This is a genomic window from Pedobacter sp. KH_004 (assembly GCF_057840755.1).
The window spans coordinates 3,096,185-3,118,079 of sequence record NZ_CM174519.1; the positions used below are offsets into that span (position 1 = coordinate 3,096,185).

The following is a 21,895-nucleotide window of genomic DNA, read 5'->3' on the forward strand; positions in this document are numbered from 1 at the left end:
TCAGGGTTACTATTTTTATAAGGCTGTTTCTTTAGTGTTGCGAAGAATCAAGTTCTTTCTGGGTGAAGTATTCCATTTTTAGAGCACCGTTTTTTAGATTTTAAATCTAAGAATAACATCGCATAATAATGGTCCTATATATTAGCTAATTTCTATCATGACGAGTCTCGCACATAACATGTTAGTACAAGACCTAAACAATTGACGCAGGGCATTTTACCTTCACAATTTTACACCACACATTATTCCAGGTTGTTCATCTTGGGATATCGATTTTACTTCAGTAAAAACCTTGCGCTTATTCTGGAAACCAACCTATCATATGGTTTGAAATTGAAAGCTTCATTAAACCCACAATGCAGTCGCGTGACCTAAACTACATTTTGTAATTGTTTCAACACCCCTAACGTAATCATTTAGTGACATTTATGTATTCCTTTTAAGAATAAAAAATATTAAATTGCACTAACCAACCTATTTTTTATGAAAAAAACCTACAATTGCGTCATTGTTGACGACGATCGGTCGGCTATTGCCATCCTCACCGACCACATCGGGGAATTCCCGAACCTGCAAGTACACAAAACCTTTACCAAACCCCTTCACGCCCTGAGCGAACTCAGCCAGGCCCAAGACATCGACCTGATCTTCCTCGACATTGACATGCCAGGGCTCTCCGGCATCCAGCTTGCCGAAAACCTGCAGACCCAATCACCCAACATCATTTTCACCACAGCACATGACGGATACGCCCTTAAAGCCTTCGACGTACGGGCACGCGATTTCCTGCTCAAGCCCATCGAACTCGAAACTTTTGCCAAAGTAGTCAACAGGGTATTAAAAGAATGTTTTGTGGAGAAAATCAGAAAATCCGGTTATGAAGACCTGGCATTTTTCAGACCCGGGGAGCGCGGAAGAATTGATAAAATAGATTTATCCAGTATCACCCACATCAGGGCAGCGGGTAACTATGTAGACGTTTTCACCGAAAGCGAGCGACATAACAGCTACATGACCATCAGCGAACTGACCGACATGCTCTGCGTGAATGATCAGTTTTTCAGGGTACATAAATCCTATCTGATAAACGGTTCCTACGTAACGCGTATTGTAGGGAACGTCGTTTATCTTGGGAAGCATCCCATTCCGATGAGCAAACCCTATGACAGCAGATTCCGGGATTTGATTGCCCAAAAAATCTGGGTCTCCAGGAGAATCTAGCTCTTTTTCGGAGACGGCTGAGCGCCAGGGTTCACCCCGGTACCGGTAACAATAATGGTGATACTGGTTTCGGTCGGGTCAGTACTCATCCCTTTTTTCTGGTCTCTGGAGCGGTAAACAAATACTGTTTTTTTGCTCAATCTTTGGTGGCTGTTGTGTTTCATATGGGAAACTTAGCCCCCTAAAAAACCATTCAAGAACTTATTACGCAAGGCTTATGCTGACTTACGCAAGAACAATATACAACTTAAAGAATAATCTCAAAAATGTCGCTTTTCATGCCGCATGCTGGAGCATTTATATGACCTATGAGTCCCTGTCCATCGCATTTGCGACAGGCACATTCAGTAAAATTATCTTTTACCTTCTGCATTACGCGGTCAACATCCTGCTCTTTTATGCACACGCCAAGATTGTTCTTCCAGCAGCACTCAAGCACAGAAAACACCTACTGTGGAAACTGCCCTTGTTTATAGTCCTTGAAATCGCGGTATTCATCGCCTGTAAATACTGTTCAGATCTGGCCATCTCCTATATCCTCCCCGAAATGCAAAGCGGAAAAGCATTGTTAGATGAGCGGTTTATCTATGGAGGCATCTGGCGCAGCATTTATTTTATCCTCCTCTCCTCCGGTTATTATTCCCTTATCAATTATCTAAAAGAGCGCGATAGGAGAGAATTATCGGAAAAGAACATCTTTATCGGGCAGCTAAAAGCCAAACAAACACAGATAGAACTGCACCATACCAAAAATGCATTTCTCCGTGCCCAGATCAACCCGCATTTCCTTTTCAACACCATTAGTTTCATCTACAGCAAGATCCATAAAAGCGATCCCACAGCTGGCAAAGCACTCGCGCTGCTATCCAGGATCATAAGATCTGCCCTGCGCAGCGGCAACGAACCATCACTGGTCAAAATCTCAGATGAGATGGAGCAGATCAAAAACCTCATTGCCTTATGGGAAATGCGCCAGGAGGGCGGGCCAACAGTATTCCTTTTAAAAATAGAACCGCAGCTCGAACAGCAAAAGTTCATACCACTGGTCTTACTCACGCTGGCAGAAAACATGTTCAAGCATGGAAACCTCAGTCACCCGGACTATCCCGCAACGCTGAATATCCAAAGAGACGAGACCTGCCTCTACATTCAAACCCGTAACCTGGTCAACACAGGACTGAATGACAGCGGAGACCATACCGGACTGCAAAACATCAGGAAGCGCTTGCTGCTGAGCTACGGACCACAGGCCCAAATCCAGCATTATGCACTTGGAAATCAATATATCGTGAAGATAAGAACACCACTTGAGCCTCTACCCGCAGAGAATGCGTTCCCAAACCAAAATATCGGTCCACAATAAATGAAATAAAAAATCAACTATATTCTGATTATGACAAGGCTACGAAACAACCTCTCAACATGCTATTTAACTATTGGCTTAATTAGTTTTCGCTCGGGAATATAGCTGTATGAATTAAAAAAACGCACCAAGCCATCGAAGGCAATTTTTACTTTGTCAACAATACGACCGGCCAAATGAGATTTCGTGCCGTATTTGAAAAATATAATTTTCACTGAATGCACGCAGTACCTTATAAAGCAAGCACTATGATTGCTATCTTTCACAAAATCGATGACTAGACCGAGCCTTTCCTCGCTTAAGCCACCCCTTTTGAGGAAAGGATTGGTTAGGGAAAGCGTCAAAATTAATCTACCGCCATTTAAGAAATACTATTATTGTTCAGCTTGCGTGTGCTTATAATGTTTAAAATAATCCAATAGACTAACCCATTGAATACTAAAAACAAAATTAGTTTCATGAAGTAGCCTAAAATTAACGGATAAAGTAAGAATGAAAAATCAAAAGCCATATAATCTCTATGGAGGCTCGTAATTATTATTGTTAACCTTTCTACCTCAAGTATCCATAACAAAAGAAATCCTATAATTAATCTTAAGTACCTTTTTTACCTAAATGCTTTAATCCAAAGTGTTTGAGTAACTAGAAATAGGATCAGAAGTTGAAACCAAAATGTAAAGGCATAGGAACCAAACATCTCATTTTCACTAGTAAACATGTAACTATCCGTACCAAAATAACCTTCCAAGAACCAAATAATAATAAAAGTCATTGTATATAGAATTCCTGCGATCCTTGTTATTCAAGTAACCACAATGTCCATTTCTTTAAACAATCGCTGTATAAAAAGAAATAGCACACACTCCAAAATCCAAAGCCAAATAACTGGATAATTGAGAGCTTTTCATAAAAAGTTAATAGCATGATTATTATTCTTATATATTAATTTAGATTTCAATTATAATAAAAAAGAGCCATAAACTTTTATGATCCATATCTATTGGATCCCTTTCTAAATAGTATACACCAACCATACCATAAGAGCAAATGCAGTAAGAGCCATGACCAAGTTAACTGGGTTTCTCCATTGAGCCTTAACCTATGCACAAACAAATGATCGATAACTTCAACAAATTCACTCTGGAGGATTGCTTTCCTCAGGAACTTATCTGTCTTATCAATCAATTCTTTATCCGTATTTATTTTTATTAATTTTATAGTACAAAATTAGCACGGATGTCGATTTGAAAATCAACCCATACTGCTTAAGTGATATCCAAATGTGTGGCCATAACCGACTTTAAGCAACAGCCAGGGAACTCTATCTAATTTCATCATACGCAGCGCCTGTTAAGGCACCATTATGATTCTTCCAAATTTACCCGACTTTTCCGCTTCCCGGTGTGCACTTTCGGCATCAGCAAGCTTGAAAACCTTATGGATCGGAACTTTGATTTTACCCTCAGCAACCAATCGAAGGGATTTTTCCAGCAAATCCGCAACAAACTTTTCCTGCATCACCGCACCGAGCAAACATCCGATCACAGTAAGCCTGTGTGAAAGGATATAAAGCGGATCAATATAATTTCCTGTACCGGCACGTCCGGCGATCAATATCACTTTGCCACCATTTTTTACTGCCTTGATTCCGTCGATCAAAACCCCTAAGCCTACCGTATCTATAAATACATCTACCCCACTTTTATCTATATTGCTGACCTGTTCATGAATCGCCATTTCACCACTTACAATTGTCTTCCAGACTCCTAATTGTTTTAATGAATCTAGTGTATCAGCACTTCTCCCTGTGGCAATCGTTTCAATTCCCTGATGAGTCAAAAGCTGAACGACCGCATTGCCTACCCCACCAGTCGCACCACTGACTAAAACACGCTGCCCTGATTTTATATCACTCAAATGAATGGCCAGCGCAGCAGTTCCAACCCCAATGAATGAAGCAATGGCCAGCTGTGCGTTCATTCCCTCCGGGATCAGATAAGTTGCGGAAGCATCCACAGCCCGCAGTGCTGCATGTGACCCTGACCAGCTAAAAGTGATTACTTTTTGCCCCAATTTAAAACTGCTCACATTGGCTCCAAGACCAATGATCTCCCCGGCTGCCGCATAACCCACAATATAGTTTTCAGTTGGAGGCGAGGAAAGCAGGCGATTGGTCAGGTCCCCGCCTTCAATGCTGATGGCCTCAACTTTAATAAGTACCTGGTTTTGATCCGCAATCGGATCCGCCACGTCGATATAGGCAAACACTTCCGGCCCACCATTCTTCGAATATACTGCTGCTTTCATTTTTTTTATTTTTTTAAATATGCACCCTACCTTAATATTCTGGAAATATCCATCCAAAGGATTATAAAAGAGAACAAAATTTCCAGCCAGTCTGCGTTTTTTAATTTCACATTTTACAATAAATACAGAATTTTAGCTTAGTTAAGTTTTTCTATTTCTACATCCGACATAATTGATCACATTGAGAAATATTTAAAGACATCTTATCATCAATTAGTGCTCTGAACTTTAAAAAAGTTGAACACTTTCCAAATAAACGCTAATTGATTTCGATTCCTGAAACTTTAACATTCTTTTCCATAATATTTAAGATTTAATTATGGTGCGCAAAAATTTTCAGGTTTTGTGCCAAAGCGAAAGGAGGAACGCAATAGATGGATTCAAAATGGAAAGGCCACAGGAGGGTTTATGCCGGGAATTCCTTTGCGTGCCGCAGCTGAACCTTAAATTCGTGGCAGAATTGGATTGATCAACTCTCCTAACCCTATCCAGCCAAGCCCTCCTGAAAACCATCACCATCGCCAGTATCCCAAAGCCATTTCCTACCCAGGGCGTAACGGCTATCCCATAATGACTGATGAACCAACCACCAGTTGCCGTACCGAGCGAAATCCCAAGATTTCCAAATGAAGTCTGCAGACTGTTCGCAAATTCCTTAGCATTCTGCGCCGCAGATATCATTTACCCACGCCAATCAAAAAAAGGTCCATACATCACGTCCCAAAAGCCGACCACCGGCGCAATACTAAAAAATGAACCACTAAAATACTGGAATGCAAACGGCACCAGAAAAGGACTTGCAAGAAAAAACAGCATCGCGCTGAACATATGTTTTCTTAATAAACGGCCCACCAGAAAGTTAGAAATCACCCCCATCACACCAAACAACAGTAGCATGTAGCTGATCTGTGGAGCAGCTAAGCCCATCGCTTTGGAAAGATAATCCGCGAAATAACTATAAGAACAAAACCAGGCCGGGATCAAAAATAAGTTCAGTCCAGTTCCCGCAAGAAATCTTGGCCTCCGGAGTATACTCAACTGGCTTTTAAAAGACTTTACTTCCGTGTTCAGCATTGCAGGCAGTCCTTTACAAATGATTATTAAAGTCAACAAAATCACTACAGCCTGAATCATGTAACTGAACTGCCAGGCATAAATACTGGCTATAAAGGTAGTAAAGGGAATTAGTGTCACCTGCGCCAGCGCGAAACCACCTATGATTCTAAACGCAAATGTTAATACTTAAATTTTGGATATGCCTATTGTTATTAATACCTATTGCAGCCGCGATCCGATAGGTAGCCACATGTGGAAAAAGGTTCGATTCTATGATATTGCGTACAATATGGAAGCCTGTCCAGGATACCACTTAGAGTTACTTTGCGGCAGTGACATTAAAGATAAAAAATCAGATTATATATTAAAACTTTTGAATATGACGCAGCTATTATCTTTACTCAGGCGACAAGCCATTAATTTAGTAGCTGGATTAACTTGTTACAATAAACCTATACAAATCAATCACGTTTCAGCAGTTGACACTTATCAGTATCTAAGAATATTTCAATGAAAGCAATAGGATTTAGAAAATCATTACCAATTAGCGAAGAAGAAAGCTTTATCTCCTTCGAAACAGAAAAACCTGAAGCCAAAGGCAGAAACCTGCTGGTTAAAATCATCGCAATCAGCGTCAATCCGGTAGATTATAAAGTCCGGCAGAGCAGCGCAAAAGATAAGGTACTTGAGCAAACCAAAATAATTGGCTGGGATGCGGTAGGTATTGTTGAAGACACTGGAAGTGAGGTTACTTTATTCGAAAAGGGAGACCAGGTGTATTATGCAGGTGATATCACCAAAAGCGGCAGTAATGCAGAATATCAGCTGGTGGATGAGCGCATTGCGGGGAGAAAACCCCGGAACCTTTCCTGGGCAGAAGCCGCCGCCATGCCCCTAACCCTTCTCACGGTCTGGGAGCTATTTTTTGACCGGATCCGGATCAATGAAAGTGACAGCGGCAGATCATTGCTTATCATCGGTGGCGCGGGCGGTGTTGGATCTATTGCCATTCAAATCGCGAAGCGGATAGCCGGATTAACCGTCATCGCTACCGCCTCCCGTACAGAAAGTGCAGAATGGTGTAAGCAACAGGGCGCAGATTTTGTAGTGAATCATCAGAACCTTGTTGAGGAAGTTCAACAGGCCGGTTTTCAACAGGTAGATTTTATAGTTGACTTCGTGGACGTCAATATGTATTGGGATGCCATGGTCACCCTCATCAAGCCACAAGGTCAGATCGGATCGATCAGCGACCCGGTTGAAAGTGTAAATTTAAGGGCGTTAAAAGGAAAAAGCGTCAGCTTTCACTGGGAGCTGATGTTTACCAGATCAATGTTTCAGACAGAAGACATGAGCCGTCAGCACCACATTTTGAAACAAGCTGCGGCCCTTTTTGAAAGTGGAACAATCACCTCTACAATCAATCAGTGCCTATCTGGATTTAGCACAGAGAATCTGAAACGGGCCCACGGGTTGCTGGAAAGTGGTAAGTCCATCGGTAAAATAGTCATAGAATATTAATGCGTCCAGCCGGATACTTTTGAAATTGCAACCTGAGTCATTTGGGCCGCTATCCTGTCTGGAATCCCGATTAGCTTCTCTTAACAGTTGAGCTGATTTGGATTCCAATATATACGAATAAGGCTCTGGGTATGAATCGCGTATTCGACTATTCATGCACCAGAACAATTTTCCCGATATGTTCGCTGGACTCCATCAGTTCATGCGCCTGGATAACATCCTCAAAACTAAAAGTTTTGTAAATAAGCGGTTTCAGTTGACCAGTATCCAATAATGGCCATACCCGCTGCTCAATTTCTTTTGCCAGCTGTTTTTTGAATGTATATTCCCTTCCCCGGAGTGTACTTCCGGTAATGGTTAACCGCTTTTTCATCACTTCGGCAATACTGATTTGCGGGGAATTTCCTTCCATCGCATTGATATAAACCAGACGACCCTCCGGACGCATTATGGCAATGTTGCGCGGCAAATAACTTCCTCCTATCATATCCAGCACCACATCGACGCCTTCCAGAGCGAGTAGCTCCTGAAAGTCCTGAGTTTTATAATTAATTGCAATGTCTGCACCGAGTGAAATACAGGCTTTTGCTTTTTCATCGGAACCTACCGTTACAAAGACTTTTGCCCCGAATGCTTTGGCTAGCTGAATAGCCGTAATGCCAATACCGCTGCTGCCGCCGTGAACTAAAAAATGTTCACCTTTTTTCAATGCGCCCCTTTGAAAAACATTTGACCATACCGTAAAAATGGCCTCAGGCAAGCTGGCGGCCTCTGCAAAGGATAAATGCACGGGAATGGATAAACATTGTCCTTCCTCTACCACCACCTGTTCTGCATATCCCCCTCCGGCAAGCAATGCACATACTTTATCTCCTAACTTCCACTGGCTTACGTTTTTGCCGCATTCAATGACTACACCAGCGACTTCAAGTCCGGGGATTTCTTCAGGAACGCCTGCTGGCGGCGGATATTTCCCCTGTCGCTGCGCAATATCTGCCCGGTTCAGGCCGGAGGCTTTGACCGCAATTCTCACCTGCTGATCTGAGAGAAAGGGATCAGGATAATCTACCAACTTTAAGACACCTGGGCCGCCGGGGCGAGTGATCTGAACTGCTTTCATGATATGGTTTTTTTAAGGTTAAATTCATTTTTATGATACGGACAATTCGCATACCAATAAAACCAAAATAATAAATGCGCTAAACATAAATCTTTTTGCGGCAGGTAATGTTCTTCCATTACATCTTAAATGAAAATATGGAAAATAGAAAAAAATTTGCACTCATCACCGGTGCCACCAGCGGAATCGGACTGGAACTGGCTAAACTGTTCGCCCGGGATCAATCCAATCTGATCCTTGTGGCCCGCGACGAACAGAACCTCAATGCTACTGCGGAAATGCTGAGAGCGGAAGGAGTAGAAGTAGTGACCATCAGCACCGATTTGTTCATAGCCGGAAATGCACAGGAGGTATACCATCAGGTCAGTGCATTAGCCCTGCAGGTAGAAGTTTTAGTAAATGATGCCGGCCAGGGCGTGTATGGTAAATTCACAGACAACGAACTGGAACGGGAACTGGACATCATCCAGCTGAACATCTCTTCAATGGTTACCTTAACCAAGCTCTTTCTCAAAGATATGGTGAGCCGGGGATCAGGTAGAATACTTAATGTTGCCTCTGTAGCAGGAAAAGCTCCGGGGCCCTATCAAGCGGTATATCACGGCACAAAGGCCTTTGTGCATTCTTTCAACGAGGCCATCCGCAACGAGTTGAAAGACACAGGGGTAAGCGTTACTTCACTTTTGCCAGGAGCCACAGACACGGACTTCTTCAACAAAGCAGATATGCTGGAATCAAAAATCGTTCAGCAGGGAGACCTAGCAGATCCGGCAGTTGTTGCAAAAGACGGTTATGAAGCTTTGCTGGCCGGAAAAGATATGGTGGTCTCAGGCTTTAAAAATAAGGTGCAGGTGGCTTTGGGAAATGTTACGCCGGATAGCATGCAGGCTGCCCAAATGGAAAAAGTGCAGGAGCCGGCAGATAACAAAAAGAAACCATAATGAAAACAGCATAATCCTGTTAACTGATATGGCAGAAAAAAGCAATAAAAAAATGATTATCGTTCGCGGCGCAAGGGAGCACAACTTAAAAGATCTAAGTCTGGAAATCCCAAGGGATAAACTGGTCGTTTTTACCGGGGTTTCCGGATCAGGAAAGTCCTCGCTGGCTTTCGGAACGTTATATGCCGAAGCCCAGCGACGTTATCTTGAATCCGTTTCGCCCTATGCCCGGCGGCTTTTTAACCAGATGAGTGTACCCGAAGTGGATTCTATCGAAGGACTGCCGCCGGCAGTAGCGCTTCAGCAGCAGCGGGGCGGCGCCAGCACTCGATCCTCAGTAGGCAGTGTCACCACCCTTTCCAACCTGTTGCGCATGCTCTATTCACGGGCAGGAGACTACCCCGAGAATCAATCCATCATATATGCGGAAGGATTTTCACCCAACACCCCCCAGGGTGCATGCACAGTATGCCACGGATTGGGCAGTGTTTTTGAAATCAACGAGCAAACCATGGTTCCTGATCCGCGATTGAGCATTCGTGAAGGTGCCATTGCCTCCTGGCCCAAAGCATGGCAAGGACAAAACCAGCGGGATATTCTCGTTTCCATGGGCTATAATGTTGATGTCCCATGGAAAGACTTACCAAAACACGATCGTGAGTGGATACTCTTTACTGAAGATACGCCAACAGTCCCGGTATATCCTGGCTTTACGCCCAAGGAAACCGCAAAAGCGATCCGGGATAAAAAAACGCCCGACTATATGGGCACCTTCATCGGCGCCAAACCCTATATACTCAAAACGTTTTCTTCCAGTCAGTCCGAACTGATGAAAAATAGGGTCAGACAATATATGATCAGTGCTATCTGCCCACTATGTGAGGGTAAACGTCTCAACAAAGCATCCCTTTCGGTTAAATTCGTGGGAAAAGATATCGCCGAGCTGTCCCGTATGCCGCTTTCAGCTCTGGCAAGAATTTTTAACCATCATGCCGGACTAGCAGCGAAAAACGAAAAACAGATTGTTACTCAACGTATTTCCACCGACATCAGCTCAAGGTTATCAGTGATGCTTGAATTGGGTTTAGGCTATCTTACCCTGGAACGAAGCACTCCAACACTTTCACCAGGGGAACTGCAACGGTTAAGGCTCGCGACACAGGTACACTCGAATCTTTTTGGTGTAGTTTACGTTCTCGATGAGCCATCGGCGGGACTACATCCAGCAGATACACGTGCATTGCTTAACATACTGGATAAACTGAAAAAAGCTGGAAACAGCATCTTTGTCGTTGAGCATGAGATCGAAGTGATCCGTCATGCAGACTGGATCATTGATGTCGGACCTGGAGCCGGCTCTGACGGTGGCCAGATTATATATAACGGCGTACCTGAAGGATTACAAAAAGCGACTAAGTCCCTGACCGCTGATTTTCTTTTCGATAATACTCCACGTATTCCAGTTGAACCCAGGAAACCTGTATCGAAACTTTGCCTGAGCGGAGTAACCCGTCATAACATCAAAAGTCTGGATATTGATTTTCCATTGGGTGTGATGACCTGTGTCACCGGGATTTCCGGTTCCGGGAAAAGCAGCCTGGTCAGTCAGGTACTGGTGGAGCTGGTGGCCAATGGCCTTGGACAGCAGGTCGAGATTGATACCGAGCTTACAAAAGATTTTCCGCTTGTCGAAATACCCCTCCCTGTACAGGGAAAAATCACTTCCGGGATTGAAAAAATTTCCCGCTTGATTGTTGTTGACCAGAAACCCATTGGAAGGACGCCCAGATCTAATCTGGCAACCTACACCGGACTATTTGATCTGGTCCGAAAACGTTTCGCCAGTACTCCTCTCGCCAGAAAAAGAAAATATGATGCCGGACGGTTTTCATTCAATGTAGCCAAAGGCCGTTGTCCACACTGCCAGGGCGAAGGCTATATTATGGTTGAACTGCTCTTCCTGCCAAGCGTGTATACCCCGTGCCCAACCTGTGAGGGCACCAGATATAATCCCGATACCCTGGAAGTGACCTTTAGAGAGAAGACCATTGCCGAGGTATTGGAAATGACTGTAGACGAAGCCTTTAATTTTTTTGGTGACGACCCTGGGATTTACCGTTCCCTTAGATTGCTTGGGGATGTAGGTTTAGGCTATATCAAACTCGGACAATCTGCTACAGCTTTATCGGGCGGCGAGGCACAGCGCATCAAACTGGCCACCGAACTTCAAAAAAGCCAGAAAAGCTCCGCACTTTATGTCCTAGATGAACCTACAACTGGCCTGCACCCATCCGATGTCGAGAAGTTGCTCATCCAGCTAAACCATCTTGTTGATTCCGGAAACACAGTTATAGTTGTAGAGCACGATATGCAAGTGATCGCGCAAAGCGACTGGATAATCGATATTGGTCCAGGAGCAGGTGATCAGGGCGGGAATATCGTATATTCCGGAATCGCCCACGGCCTTACCAGGATCAAGGGAAGCAAGACCGCACCCTTTCTCAAACATTATCTAGCATCGATTCAAAGCGCAGAAAAGTTGGTTTGATTATCTCCTCAAAACAATGTCGTTTCAAATGTTTAAAAGAATATGGAAAAAATGAAGAAATGTAGTGATCACCGGTGCTTCGAGTGGTAGCGGCAGAGCTGCCGCTCTGAAATTTGCAAAAAACGGTGATGATTTGGTCATCGTCGCCCGCCACTCAAAGGCGCTGAAAGAACTGGCTGAAGAATGCAGGGCTTTTGGTGGTGCTTGTAAAAGCCATATCAACCGACGTTCCCAGTTACCACGAAGTAATCAATCTGGCCGGAAGTGCTGCTGAAGAGAACCGGGATATCGACGTATGGAATAATAACACGGATGTGCTTCCCATCGGAGCATTTGACCTTACTCCCATCGAAATCAGCGAACAAGTAATCAAATCTGATCGGATATATGAATGCTGCGCATGCTGTCCTTTCATTCTTCAAATCACAAGGCCATGGCATTCTGATCAATAACATCCCCATTGGGCGGCTTTCTAGCTGTTCCTTATGGCCCAGGCTATTCCGCTGCCAAGTTTGGCCTCCGGGGATTCTCAGCGGCATTGAAATCAGCATTAAAATCTTATTCCCGTATACCTATATGCGATGCATTTCCGGGATTTCTTGACACTCCGGGTATACAGCATGCGGCTAATTACACAGGGAAAGCATTGAAACCCGGGCCAATCGTTTATGATCCATTCCAACTCGGGAATGCGGTCTATGAGTTATCACTTCATAACCGGTCAGAAAAAATGGTGGGAAGCTTTTCAATCCTGATGCGTATGTCCTATGGTCTGCTTCCTTCGCCAACCAGGGGAATTGAATCGGCAGTAATTAATGCCCACCTGAAGCAAGCAAAAAACATCACCCCTACCTACGGAAATGGTGGCAACAACGTGGATTACAGGCATTCCATCCATGATGGATGAGGAATCCCAGGAAAGTCCAAAGCACATCGCCCCCACGTAGCCATAGAAAAAAAATAAATAAATATTATATTGCAGCATTAACTACTTTTTGATCGCTAATATCGCATCAATCAATAAATGGATAATAGAACCTATATTATGGATAATAAAACACTCCATTGCATCATTGTAGATGATCAGCGCTTCGCCATCGAAAACCTACAGGAGGAAATAGCCAAATTTCCCCAAATAAAAATCCGGGCCACTTTTTTAGACCCCCTCGCTGCTATGGAATACCTGCTCACTCAAGAAGATATTGACATTCTGTTTTCTGACATTGACATGCCCAGACTATCGGGAATCCAACTGGCGGAGAAAGTACGGAAATACGTTAGGCATCTGGTATTTGTGACCTCACACTTAAAGTTTGAGCTGGAGCCGGATAACGTCGGTGACTGGCATTATTTGCACAAACCCATAAGATCGCGACATCTGGAGAGGATCGTTGATGACATCCAGTCGGCAAACAAAAGCTAAATCTTTTCTTTGGTCACTTATTTTCTGCCATAATTTACGATGGGCTAAATCACAAGTGATAGAAACCATGAAAGTTAAAAGAATGAAGAGTAGTCCGGGCGTTAGCAGCCCTTATTTGTAGAGATACTTCACAACGAATGGCTCCACCAGAACACCCATCGGGGATTCATTACCATATCTAAAAAAACCTTTCAGTATTGTTCGTACACATCCTTTGCCACTTATCAGGGGTTTTTGGTCCGTAAATAAATCCCTAAATCTGTTACAAATTTGAAGTCTATCTTTGCCAGTCGAATATTTTTCAATTTTTTACCTGCCAGAAACTCCATGAGAAATCTCTCAGTGGTATAGTAATTTTTTATGGTGCCCAGAGCTAAAAGTTTACCGGGCTGATCGAAATGGTATTTGATTATATCTTTTAACGTATTACCCTGATTCTCTCCCTGAAGTTTTTGCACTATCTTATCTGCAGTGATCAATTCTTTCTGAAATCTCAACTCACCGTAGGCTGTACTGATCTCATTCGCTATCTGTCTCATACGGTCCCTACGGATGAGGTTTCAATACTGCTTCGTTTCAACTTTTGTGCTTTTTGATCCCATTCGGGAAGCTACACAAATTTCTTAATTGAAAAATCGATACCTTTACCATCTACAGTAATTCTCACATACATTGGAACTCTTACAAAATCCGCCCTATTGCTTCTAACAAAGAAATTGACGCTGAAACTGTGCTTTGATTTCATAGAATTTTCTCCTTTAATTATGGCCAAATTCTGCACCAAAACAGATAAATTGTACAACATGACTCAACCAGTTTCATCCTTAAAAAAATATTCCTAAAAAACAGTTTTGTTAACAAGACAATGTTATGAAGAAAAATTTGGTACAGGATTTGGCCACGAATTATTTATATTTCATTGCACCAAACTGCCCGATTATAAAAAATAAAACTCCGTAAATTCATCATTTAGAGGTTTTTTGATACATTAAGTAGCTGCTAGCGTTCTTTGTTTGAAGTGTGGATTGAAAACAGTGTTTGTCCATGAATAAGATGGAGAAAATAAATATAAAATAAGGAAAAGCTACTCCATGCATTTTTAAATATTTTTTTAATTACAGTGACCAACACTAAATTTAGATCGCCCCGGTAATGTAGCCCCATCGAAAGTAAACGTCTCGTAGCTTATTTGCAGTACGAAGCCTCAAAGCGTCCTTTAAAATCAATATTTTGTTCCGCCCATTTCACATTAACCTGACCACTCACCTTATCCCCTGTTATGGAGCTGATGGTGATAATGGTTTGTTCTGAAGAGAACAATGCACCATTTTGACCGCTTGGGTCGCCCGGATCATTAACCAGGATATAAGTGTCATTGCCCGAAAAAGTGCCTGTTTTTTTTGGCACCGTCAGGCGTATTGAAAACTCACTCAATGGTGAGCTACAGGTTTTAGATCCATCTCCTGCCAGATATATAGAGAACAAGTCTTCAGAGCGGTAGTTGTTCATACTGAATTTGGTATAACGCTCGATTGTCACTTTTGCCGTAAAAGGCGATCCATAGAGGTTTCCTGTAACCACCGCCGGCATATTTAGTTCGGGTTGAGGTTGATCTTCCTTTTTCTTACAGCAGGTGAATATACAGATCAGTAAGATTAGACTAAAAAAACGTTTCAAGAGCTGATAAAAAGTCATTGTATTAGCGTTAAGTAAATTATGGAGAATTATTTTGATTAATCAAAACATCATTGGAAGAGCGTAATGTGTTAGGATTTCATCCTGACCGAGCCCAGGCAAACCTCACCTTCTTCGATTCCAGTAATCCATATATTTAAAAATTTAATCCGGTCCCTGGTCAGCGTTTCCAGGTATATTGATTCGCACATAGGTGCCACCGAACCATAGGTTCCACTATTGGGATATTTTGCTGCTAGTTCTGCATCACGAAGCTGTATCCAGAGCCGTTGTGCATTCCTGAGTTTTTTTATAAAAGTGGTTTTGCTTGAATAGCTTTTCAGGATCTTTTGATACACACCATTTAGTTCCGCATCTACCCTTTTAAAGTCGGAATAAGCCTTCATATTCATGGCAGTTTGTGACTGCGCAAACGCCGGAGCATTAAACAGCATAGCAATGAGGATAAAAGACAAGCGGAAAATTGGCGATTGGTAGAAATTTTTCACGGGATTGATTATCAATATTCCAAATCTAAACCATAGAAACATCCTTTTGTTTGAACAACTTTGTTTACCATGCCGGGAGAATGCCTAAATCGAAAAGGTTGGTAAAATTTAAACCTCGTAGCGTAAAGAAACTGTTACATGCTTTTTCTTATCCTCATTTGGGATCAAGCAGAAAGTTGGCGAGTTGAGAAGTTTATTTAATTTTGCTCAACATAATTATTTTGAACAGCTCAATATTATCTTTTATACTACCAGAAGGGTTAACCGAATACTTTGAACTTGATAAGTGCAAACTTTCTGAAGGCTCTTGTTATATTTATCTTTTAGAGAAAAACATTCATTCCGAAGAGTATTCAGGGAGAAATTGATTTCTAAAAGCTTTTTCGATGCAATTACCGCTCGTGATTTTCCTTTGCTTGGAAAACCTTGTTTTTTGAAGGTAAAGCGGCGCAAATGGCAAATCTCAATACAAAAAAGATTGTTTTCAGGGATTGAAAACCTAATTGCCGATGGCACCAAGATGACTACCGAGTTTGCATTTTCTAAAAGCTTATTGGATTTAAACCCAATAAGCTGTAAAACGCTAGGTCATTTCTGTGGTGTTGACGGCAAACGTCTTGAGGAAGAGTATGCTAGCCATCTGAGTGGATTTACCGTCTGGGATAAGTTGGAACGAACTGGGACTGGCCCGAACGCAATTTCTCAAGGGCTACTTGTTTCATAAACCATAGTTGAGCTGTTCTTCTCTCGTCATCATAAAATCTATCGAAATTTAGTAATTTAACTTATGCCACAGTTTATTTTACAGGCTCCACTGACCAACATAAAGCAGACATTCTTTGTTTGAACTACCTTGGGGTAATTTTCTATTGCTATTCGATGCCCATCAATCTAAATAAAGGCAACAAATCTTCCTTCGTTTTAAATCGTACAACATGCGTCTTATAGTTCTGAAGTTTGTTATCTGGGGCAATATAAGCTTCTCTGTGAGATTCTGAAGGAAGATATACTTCTATTTTATGTTGGATACTATAATGCTCACCATCTTTATCAAACCCCAGAATTGACAAGAATTCATTAGAAATTAATTTTTCCATAGGTTCAAATATAAATTAAATAGTTATCATCCTTGAACTACTAATTACCATTCCTATCAGCAGTTGTCCATGTAAATCCTTAGGATACGATAGTGTAGTTGATCTTCTAATAGATTGTTAATTATCAGCAAGAAATTGATTGCAATCCGTATCCGTTAGATAATACCCTTCAAGCAAAATTAACCGAAACCGTCACTCACCGAAAAATCAGCTCACGATTGGTAGTGTTTGATTTACCGTTGTCACCGTAAATAAACGAGATATGCCACTTAATAAACGTAAACCACTACCTGTCAAATGTTTGCTATTTGCAAGACAAATAGCCGTAGTTGAGAGGCTGCAGCAATCAGCCCTTAAAAATTACGGAGTTAAACTATGAAAATTTCAAAAAAATTGCAAATGTGTTATTCGTGATATTAGTCTCAATTGGAACAACGGAGATATTAAGCTTTGGGATCCTTTGTACGCATCACAAGATCGACAGAGAATTTTTCACACTTTGGAGACCGGATTTATCTCGGGTTGCGTAATATCAATTCCTACTGGTTTCATATTGAACCCCCAGATTAAAAACTGATTGATCGGTTTACTGTTGAGGATGTGAATTAATAAATTAATAAAATAATTAGTTAAGATATACTTTTATACACAAAAACTTGTAAGACATCAAAATGCCTGCTCTTTAGTATACCATAATCAAGAGATCGAGGAATAAATTAATCCATTACCTGCTCTGTTTAAAAAAGTTTCCAGAAACCTTAACGATGGTTTAATAGCATCTGGCATATATCCTTTAGCATGTAATGTTCCAGAAACAAGCTGAAGGGTAGTTGGTATTCCCGAATCTAGTAACATTTTTTGAAGTTTAGTGCACCTTTTTCCGGAACAACCTCATCATGCAAGTTGCCATAGAAATGGGCCCACTCTTTGAACTTACTGTGTTTAGCGGGGTAGCCTCTTTCAATAAATCCCTATCATTACCGATCAATTCATAAATACACCACCTTAAAAATGCATCATTTCTCCCCCCCTTGATTTATGTTAGCACTTGGAATATTTCCAAAATCCAAATCATCTTTCTTCTCTGCTGAATTTCCATCTGTTTCTGATATAAAGCCCTCCAAATCAATTATTCCCGACCAACTTATTGCCGGAATCCCGGCAGCCAAAGTTACCTCTACAGAAATATTCCTCCCTGCTGAACTCCCCTAGGCCGCTATTTTTGTACGGTCGAAACTATACTCAGATTGGCGAAGCCACTCAAGAGCGAAAAGCGTGTCTTGCTTCCCTGCCGGATACACACCATCTGGCGTCAAACGGTAATTGGGAACAAGAACCAGATAGCCTTCCTGAGCCAGTCTGGTAGCCAGATCTTCATCCTTAGCCTTATCGCCATGAAACCAACCCCCTGCGTGAATATTAATAATTCCCTCATCAAATTAGTTCCGCTATAAAGATCAAGGGCTAGATTATCCTTGTAGACAATGTTTCTAATGATCGTTATTTCATTTGCCATATATTATTTATATTATAGCTAAGCTAGCGATGTCTTCCTCAAATCAATCCAAAAACAATTTGTTGAATACCAGCGTTTTATGTAAAAAACACTTTTTCTTTATTAACGGAATGCGATAAATTTACGACCCCTAAACAAAGCTGTTAATTTTGAAGTTATTTATCGCTAGGTCGACATCAAAGGAAAAATATGAAGTCATACTTTATCGAAATATATCCACTTCCTAACGATTCGATATGTCTATTCGACGATCATTCCAAACAGCATTGATATATCTTTCGGAAATTTAGGATTTAAATCAGGATATAGCTGGATGACCTCATATTTTAATAGGAATAAAACAAGCAATTCTTCTTATCATTAAATCCATGTAAATGAAAAATCGGATAGCCGTCTTAATCACCCTCATGCTTGGAACAGCTATGGCTGCCCTAGACAGTAGCATTGTCAACGTTTCGCTACCTGTAATCCAGAAACAGTTCGGAGCAAGTATTAATGGGATAGAGTGGGTTATCCTGGGTTATATGATATCTTTTTGTCTTTTTATTCCTCTAACCAACTGGCTAAAAAACAGAATCGGATATTACAATCTTTTTATCGCAAGCGTTATCGTATTTACTACCGGTTCATTACTTTGCAGTTTATCTACCAATTTATCCTTTTTAATCGCTGCTCGGATATTTCAGGCAATTGGAGGCGGGGCAATCACGCCAACATCATTGGCCATTTTGACCGATAGTTTTCCAAAAGAGCAGCGGGGTTCTGCAATTGGCTGGTGGGGCATAGGCAATGTTATGGGGCCGGCGATTGGCCCAACATTGGGTGGTGTACTGACTTATTACTTCGAATGGCCATCAATATTCTACATTAATATTCCAATCGGAATTATTACTGTAATAATGAGCGTACTTTTTTTAGGATTTCTAAAAAAGCAACCTAAGCTCAAGCCTTCTTTCGATCTGGGCGGCTATGCATATTTCGGTATCTTCATCGTATTGTTGCAGTTAAGTCTGACTATGATTACCGATCCTGATGTAGCACCCTGGCAATATGGAGTTGGTCTGGCTGTTTCGCTCTTATCCTTAGTTTTATTTATCCGTTCATCCAAAAAAGATAATCCTCTGATTGATCTCACCGTTTTCAGGTCCGCAACATTCATAAATTGTTCAGTTATTATCCTGATTCGCTCTCTCGCGTTATATGGCGGATTATTTTTTCTTCCTTTTCTCTTACAGGGACTGATGGGCTATTCTGAAATTGAGACAGGTCTATTGTTGTTACCCAACGCATTGATGATGCTTTTATTGAGACCCTATGCCGGAAAACTTGCTGACAGAGGGGTGATCAGAAACCCCTCGGTAGTGGGCATCGTCATGATAGCAATTTCGATGGCTGAATTTGCTTTCATGAATTTAGACAGCCACATCGGGTTTATCATACTTGCAATGGCTATACGGGGCTTTGGCATGAGTTTATTGATTTCACCTGTTTCAACATCACTTTTAAATTCCATAAATGGTGGGCAAACGGCTACTGCAACATCAATAAACAGCCTTTTACAGCAAGTTGGAGGGTCTGTCGGAATCGCCATTAGCGGTATAATGCATACTTATATCAATAGATACTATTTACAAATGGGTAGAAATAGGGAAATTGCAGAGCATTTTGCATTGCAGGATGGATTCCTAATCTCTGCAGTCATCATTACATTCGCGATCATACCAGCGTTAAAATTACCGAATCAAAATAAAGTAGATAAGCTTACTGCGGTGAAGCTAACGAGCTTGAGGTAGCTTAGCTAGAATCATACACTATTTATAAAAAACTGATATTACTGTCGCCCAAGCTTTCAGAAAACAATGCAGTAGTCTCCTCCTATTCCGGCAAAAGAATTGAAATTCTCGAAGCCTTGGATATCCTCCTCTTCCATCTTCAAGGCATTGATGATCAATTCTTTACCCATCCTGATGCTCTTACCTCCACAAACTACAATTCCTGACACTTTACTGGACTTTATAATTGGTTGTTTTAAAAATAGGTCCATCACATTCTAACCCAGGTTTTGCAATGTTTATGTGAAATCTAATTTGAGCGGATACTAATTAGCGATATGATGTAAAGCTTCAAATTTTGTAACGCGCTGAAAAACACAAATACCATCACTTGTCGTGAAAGTATCTGATTTATTAAATTTTATCGGATAAAATTAGGTAAATTTAAAACAGTATTTATGTAGGGGAATCGCATCACAAAATGGCAAAATATCTTAATTAAAAAATGCTGTAAAAGCCTCAAAATATTAATAGAAGAAATTCATTATCGGCACAACATTGGGAAATAAACTATAGATCGCATTTTTATGAATATAATATGGAGCCAATGAACAATGAAAGTATAGCTAGTGGCTCTACTGTTACCATTGGACTCAAAAAATTCCATAATTGCCGTTTTTCAGATACAGAAGATATTCTTGCGATTGAGGAACCGCTAGAAATTAGATTAGGCTATGGTCCTTCAGGAAATCGCAAAGTTTCAAATGTTTCGGTAACCATGCGTACTCCAGGATCGGATGAAGAGTTGGCAACGGGCTTCCTGTTTACTGAAGGCATTATTTCAAACCGAGACCAGATCTCAAAGGTAGAACACCTGTTCATTGCCTGCAGAGAGGATAAACAAAATACCATTCTTGTAAATCTAACTGAAAATGCCATTCCGAAGTTACCGGAAATAGAGCGGTCTTTTTATACCACATCAAGTTGCGGAGTTTGCGGAAAAGGTTCTATCGAAGCCATAAGAACAGCTGGCCCGCCGAAAAAAGAAGATATTGGATTATTCCAAATAGATAGCGGAACGCTGATTGCACTGCCAGAGAAACTCAGGGCAGCGCAAAATGTATTTAGAAAGACAGGAGGCCTGCATGCCTGCGCCTTTTTTGATCGCGCTGGAGAACTATTGCTGGTACGGGAAGATGTTGGCAGGCACAACGCCCTTGATAAATTAATCGGTGCTGGATTAGAAAACAGATCAGTCCCAATGGATGATGGCATACTTTTGCTAAGTGGACGGGCAAGTTTCGAACTGATCCAAAAGGCGGTGATGGCAGGAATCAAAATCGTAGTAGCTGTAGGTGCACCCTCCAGTCTCGCGGTTGAGTTATCCAAAGAATTCAATATTACACTTATAGGATTTATGCGGGAAGATCGTTTTAACGTATACACTTCACCGGAGAGAATAATTTTTGAATAAAATGAAGATAAGAATCAAGGAACAATCAATTCGGTTTAGATTGACACAAAGCGATGTGAAAAATCTGGATGCACAGGGAGCGCTTGAAGAACATACAGATTTTCTTACCGGCAGATTTACCTATGCGATTGAACAGACCGAGGTTGAAAACCTATCTGCAACGTTTGAAAATGGAAGGATTACACTTCAAATTCCAAGAGAGATGATCAATGAGCTTGTATCGACAGATCAAGTGGGCTTTTCAGGAAATACAGGAACATTAAAGTTATTGATTGAAAAGGATTTCACCTGTCTTGACAGCACAATAGAGGATCAGAGTGATAATTATCCAAATCCGCTTTTAGCTTAAGTAT

General features: G+C 41.5%; 25 protein-coding genes. 14 read left to right on the forward strand and 11 right to left on the reverse strand.

What is annotated here, in order from left to right:
* Positions 1–483: 483 nt before the first annotated feature.
* Entirely contained in the window at positions 484–1,221 is a 738-nt protein-coding gene (locus AC3ITD_RS13360; protein WP_265801825.1) for a LytR/AlgR family response regulator transcription factor, read from the forward strand.
* Here AC3ITD_RS13360 and AC3ITD_RS13365 read toward each other — a convergent pair.
* A complete protein-coding gene (locus AC3ITD_RS13365) occupies positions 1,218–1,385 on the reverse strand; it encodes a hypothetical protein (RefSeq protein ID WP_265801824.1) in 168 nt (55 codons plus the stop codon). The two genes, AC3ITD_RS13360 and AC3ITD_RS13365, sit on opposite strands and share 4 nt — an antisense overlap.
* A gap of 53 nt (positions 1,386–1,438) precedes the next feature.
* On the opposite strand from AC3ITD_RS13365, the gene AC3ITD_RS13370 reads away from it, so the two are divergent.
* A complete protein-coding gene (locus AC3ITD_RS13370; RefSeq protein WP_489360398.1) occupies positions 1,439–2,584 on the forward strand; it encodes a sensor histidine kinase in 1,146 nt (381 codons plus the stop codon).
* A gap of 1,350 nt (positions 2,585–3,934) precedes the next feature.
* Here the strand turns inward: AC3ITD_RS13370 and AC3ITD_RS13375 are convergent.
* Positions 3,935–4,891 carry a quinone oxidoreductase family protein gene (locus AC3ITD_RS13375; protein WP_489360400.1) on the reverse strand — a complete coding sequence of 319 codons (957 nt, stop codon included), beginning with the start codon at positions 4,889–4,891 and terminating at the stop codon, positions 3,935–3,937.
* A 681-nt stretch (positions 4,892–5,572) separates the two neighbouring features.
* On the reverse strand, positions 5,573–5,965 hold the full coding sequence (locus AC3ITD_RS13380; protein ID WP_489360402.1) for a hypothetical protein: 393 nt from the start codon (positions 5,963–5,965) through the stop codon (positions 5,573–5,575).
* Positions 5,966–6,146: 181 nt separating this feature from the next.
* On the opposite strand from AC3ITD_RS13380, the gene AC3ITD_RS13385 reads away from it, so the two are divergent.
* Both AC3ITD_RS13385 and AC3ITD_RS13390 read left to right on the forward strand, forming a co-directional pair.
* Entirely contained in the window at positions 6,147–6,461 is a 315-nt protein-coding gene (locus tag AC3ITD_RS13385; RefSeq protein WP_489360404.1) for a hypothetical protein, read from the forward strand.
* On the forward strand, positions 6,458–7,468 hold the full coding sequence (locus tag AC3ITD_RS13390) for a zinc-binding alcohol dehydrogenase family protein (protein WP_489360406.1): 1,011 nt from the start codon (positions 6,458–6,460) through the stop codon (positions 7,466–7,468). The genes AC3ITD_RS13385 and AC3ITD_RS13390 overlap by 4 nt, the downstream gene beginning before the upstream one ends.
* A 148-nt stretch (positions 7,469–7,616) precedes the next feature.
* Here AC3ITD_RS13390 and AC3ITD_RS13395 read toward each other — a convergent pair whose 3' ends face one another.
* On the reverse strand, positions 7,617–8,588 hold the full coding sequence (locus AC3ITD_RS13395; protein ID WP_489360408.1) for an NAD(P)H-quinone oxidoreductase: 972 nt from the start codon (positions 8,586–8,588) through the stop codon (positions 7,617–7,619).
* Between the two features lie 137 nt (positions 8,589–8,725).
* Between AC3ITD_RS13395 and AC3ITD_RS13400 the strand changes: the two genes are divergently transcribed.
* The 6 genes from AC3ITD_RS13400 (at position 8,726) to AC3ITD_RS13425 (ending at position 13,500) form a co-directional block, all read left to right on the forward strand.
* Positions 8,726–9,529, forward strand: coding sequence for an SDR family NAD(P)-dependent oxidoreductase (locus tag AC3ITD_RS13400; RefSeq protein WP_489360410.1), 804 nt, complete (start codon positions 8,726–8,728; stop codon positions 9,527–9,529).
* A gap of 28 nt (positions 9,530–9,557) precedes the next feature.
* Positions 9,558–12,077 (forward strand): excinuclease ABC subunit UvrA, encoded by a 2,520-nt coding sequence (uvrA, locus tag AC3ITD_RS13405; protein WP_489360412.1) that lies wholly within the window; start codon positions 9,558–9,560, stop codon positions 12,075–12,077.
* A gap of 64 nt (positions 12,078–12,141) precedes the next feature.
* Positions 12,142–12,351 carry an SDR family NAD(P)-dependent oxidoreductase gene (locus AC3ITD_RS13410; protein ID WP_416338777.1) on the forward strand — a complete coding sequence of 70 codons (210 nt, stop codon included), beginning with the start codon at positions 12,142–12,144 and terminating at the stop codon, positions 12,349–12,351.
* Complete coding sequence (locus tag AC3ITD_RS13415) at positions 12,275–12,529, forward strand: hypothetical protein (RefSeq protein WP_489366742.1); 255 nt, start codon at positions 12,275–12,277, stop codon at positions 12,527–12,529. Before AC3ITD_RS13410 ends, AC3ITD_RS13415 begins: the two co-directional genes overlap by 77 nt.
* Positions 12,530–12,537: 8 nt before the next feature.
* Positions 12,538–12,984 (forward strand): hypothetical protein, encoded by a 447-nt coding sequence (locus tag AC3ITD_RS13420; protein WP_489360415.1) that lies wholly within the window; start codon positions 12,538–12,540, stop codon positions 12,982–12,984.
* Between the two features lie 117 nt (positions 12,985–13,101).
* On the forward strand, positions 13,102–13,500 hold the full coding sequence (locus AC3ITD_RS13425) for a LytR/AlgR family response regulator transcription factor (RefSeq protein ID WP_489360417.1): 399 nt from the start codon (positions 13,102–13,104) through the stop codon (positions 13,498–13,500).
* A gap of 224 nt (positions 13,501–13,724) precedes the next feature.
* Here AC3ITD_RS13425 and AC3ITD_RS13430 read toward each other — a convergent pair whose 3' ends face one another.
* The 3 genes from AC3ITD_RS13430 to AC3ITD_RS13440 form a co-directional block, all read right to left on the reverse strand.
* Positions 13,725–14,039 (reverse strand): phage integrase SAM-like domain-containing protein, encoded by a 315-nt coding sequence (locus AC3ITD_RS13430; RefSeq protein WP_489360419.1) that lies wholly within the window; start codon positions 14,037–14,039, stop codon positions 13,725–13,727.
* Between the two features lie 646 nt (positions 14,040–14,685).
* Complete coding sequence (locus AC3ITD_RS13435; protein ID WP_265800076.1) at positions 14,686–15,195, reverse strand: hypothetical protein; 510 nt, start codon at positions 15,193–15,195, stop codon at positions 14,686–14,688.
* Between the two features lie 71 nt (positions 15,196–15,266).
* Positions 15,267–15,683, reverse strand: coding sequence for a lysozyme inhibitor LprI family protein (locus AC3ITD_RS13440; RefSeq protein ID WP_265800077.1), 417 nt, complete (start codon positions 15,681–15,683; stop codon positions 15,267–15,269).
* Positions 15,684–15,990: 307 nt separating this feature from the next.
* On the opposite strand from AC3ITD_RS13440, the gene AC3ITD_RS13445 reads away from it, so the two are divergent.
* Positions 15,991–16,407, forward strand: coding sequence for an ISAon1 family transposase N-terminal region protein (locus AC3ITD_RS13445; RefSeq protein WP_489360422.1), 417 nt, complete (start codon positions 15,991–15,993; stop codon positions 16,405–16,407).
* 148 nt (positions 16,408–16,555) lie between these two features.
* Here the strand turns inward: AC3ITD_RS13445 and AC3ITD_RS13450 are convergent, their stop codons facing one another.
* From AC3ITD_RS13450 to AC3ITD_RS13460, 3 genes are all read right to left on the reverse strand, one after another.
* Positions 16,556–16,780: a hypothetical protein gene (locus AC3ITD_RS13450; RefSeq protein ID WP_265800080.1), complete on the reverse strand. Its 225-nt coding sequence runs from the start codon at positions 16,778–16,780 to the stop codon at positions 16,556–16,558.
* 696 nt (positions 16,781–17,476) lie between these two features.
* Positions 17,477–17,635 (reverse strand): hypothetical protein, encoded by a 159-nt coding sequence (locus AC3ITD_RS13455; RefSeq protein ID WP_265800081.1) that lies wholly within the window; start codon positions 17,633–17,635, stop codon positions 17,477–17,479.
* A 353-nt stretch (positions 17,636–17,988) separates the two neighbouring features.
* A complete protein-coding gene (locus AC3ITD_RS13460; protein WP_489366683.1) occupies positions 17,989–18,207 on the reverse strand; it encodes an alpha/beta hydrolase fold domain-containing protein in 219 nt (72 codons plus the stop codon).
* A 463-nt stretch (positions 18,208–18,670) separates the two neighbouring features.
* Here AC3ITD_RS13460 and AC3ITD_RS13465 point away from each other — a divergent pair, with 463 nt between their 5' ends.
* Positions 18,671–20,089, forward strand: a complete 1,419-nt coding sequence (locus AC3ITD_RS13465) for an MDR family MFS transporter (protein ID WP_489360425.1) — start codon at positions 18,671–18,673, stop codon at positions 20,087–20,089.
* 56 nt (positions 20,090–20,145) lie between these two features.
* On the opposite strand, the gene AC3ITD_RS13470 is transcribed toward AC3ITD_RS13465, so the two are convergent.
* A complete protein-coding gene (locus tag AC3ITD_RS13470; protein WP_489360427.1) occupies positions 20,146–20,340 on the reverse strand; it encodes a hypothetical protein in 195 nt (64 codons plus the stop codon).
* A gap of 335 nt (positions 20,341–20,675) precedes the next feature.
* Between AC3ITD_RS13470 and fdhD the strand changes: the two genes are divergently transcribed.
* Both fdhD and AC3ITD_RS13480 read left to right on the forward strand, forming a co-directional pair.
* The gene (gene fdhD / locus AC3ITD_RS13475; protein ID WP_489360429.1) at positions 20,676–21,542 is read left to right on the forward strand and encodes a formate dehydrogenase accessory sulfurtransferase FdhD; all 867 of its coding nucleotides are present in this window, start codon (positions 20,676–20,678) and stop codon (positions 21,540–21,542) included.
* 1 nt (position 21,543) lies between these two features.
* Positions 21,544–21,891 carry a DUF7009 family protein gene (locus AC3ITD_RS13480; RefSeq protein WP_489360431.1) on the forward strand — a complete coding sequence of 116 codons (348 nt, stop codon included), beginning with the start codon at positions 21,544–21,546 and terminating at the stop codon, positions 21,889–21,891.
* Positions 21,892–21,895 lie beyond the last annotated feature (4 nt).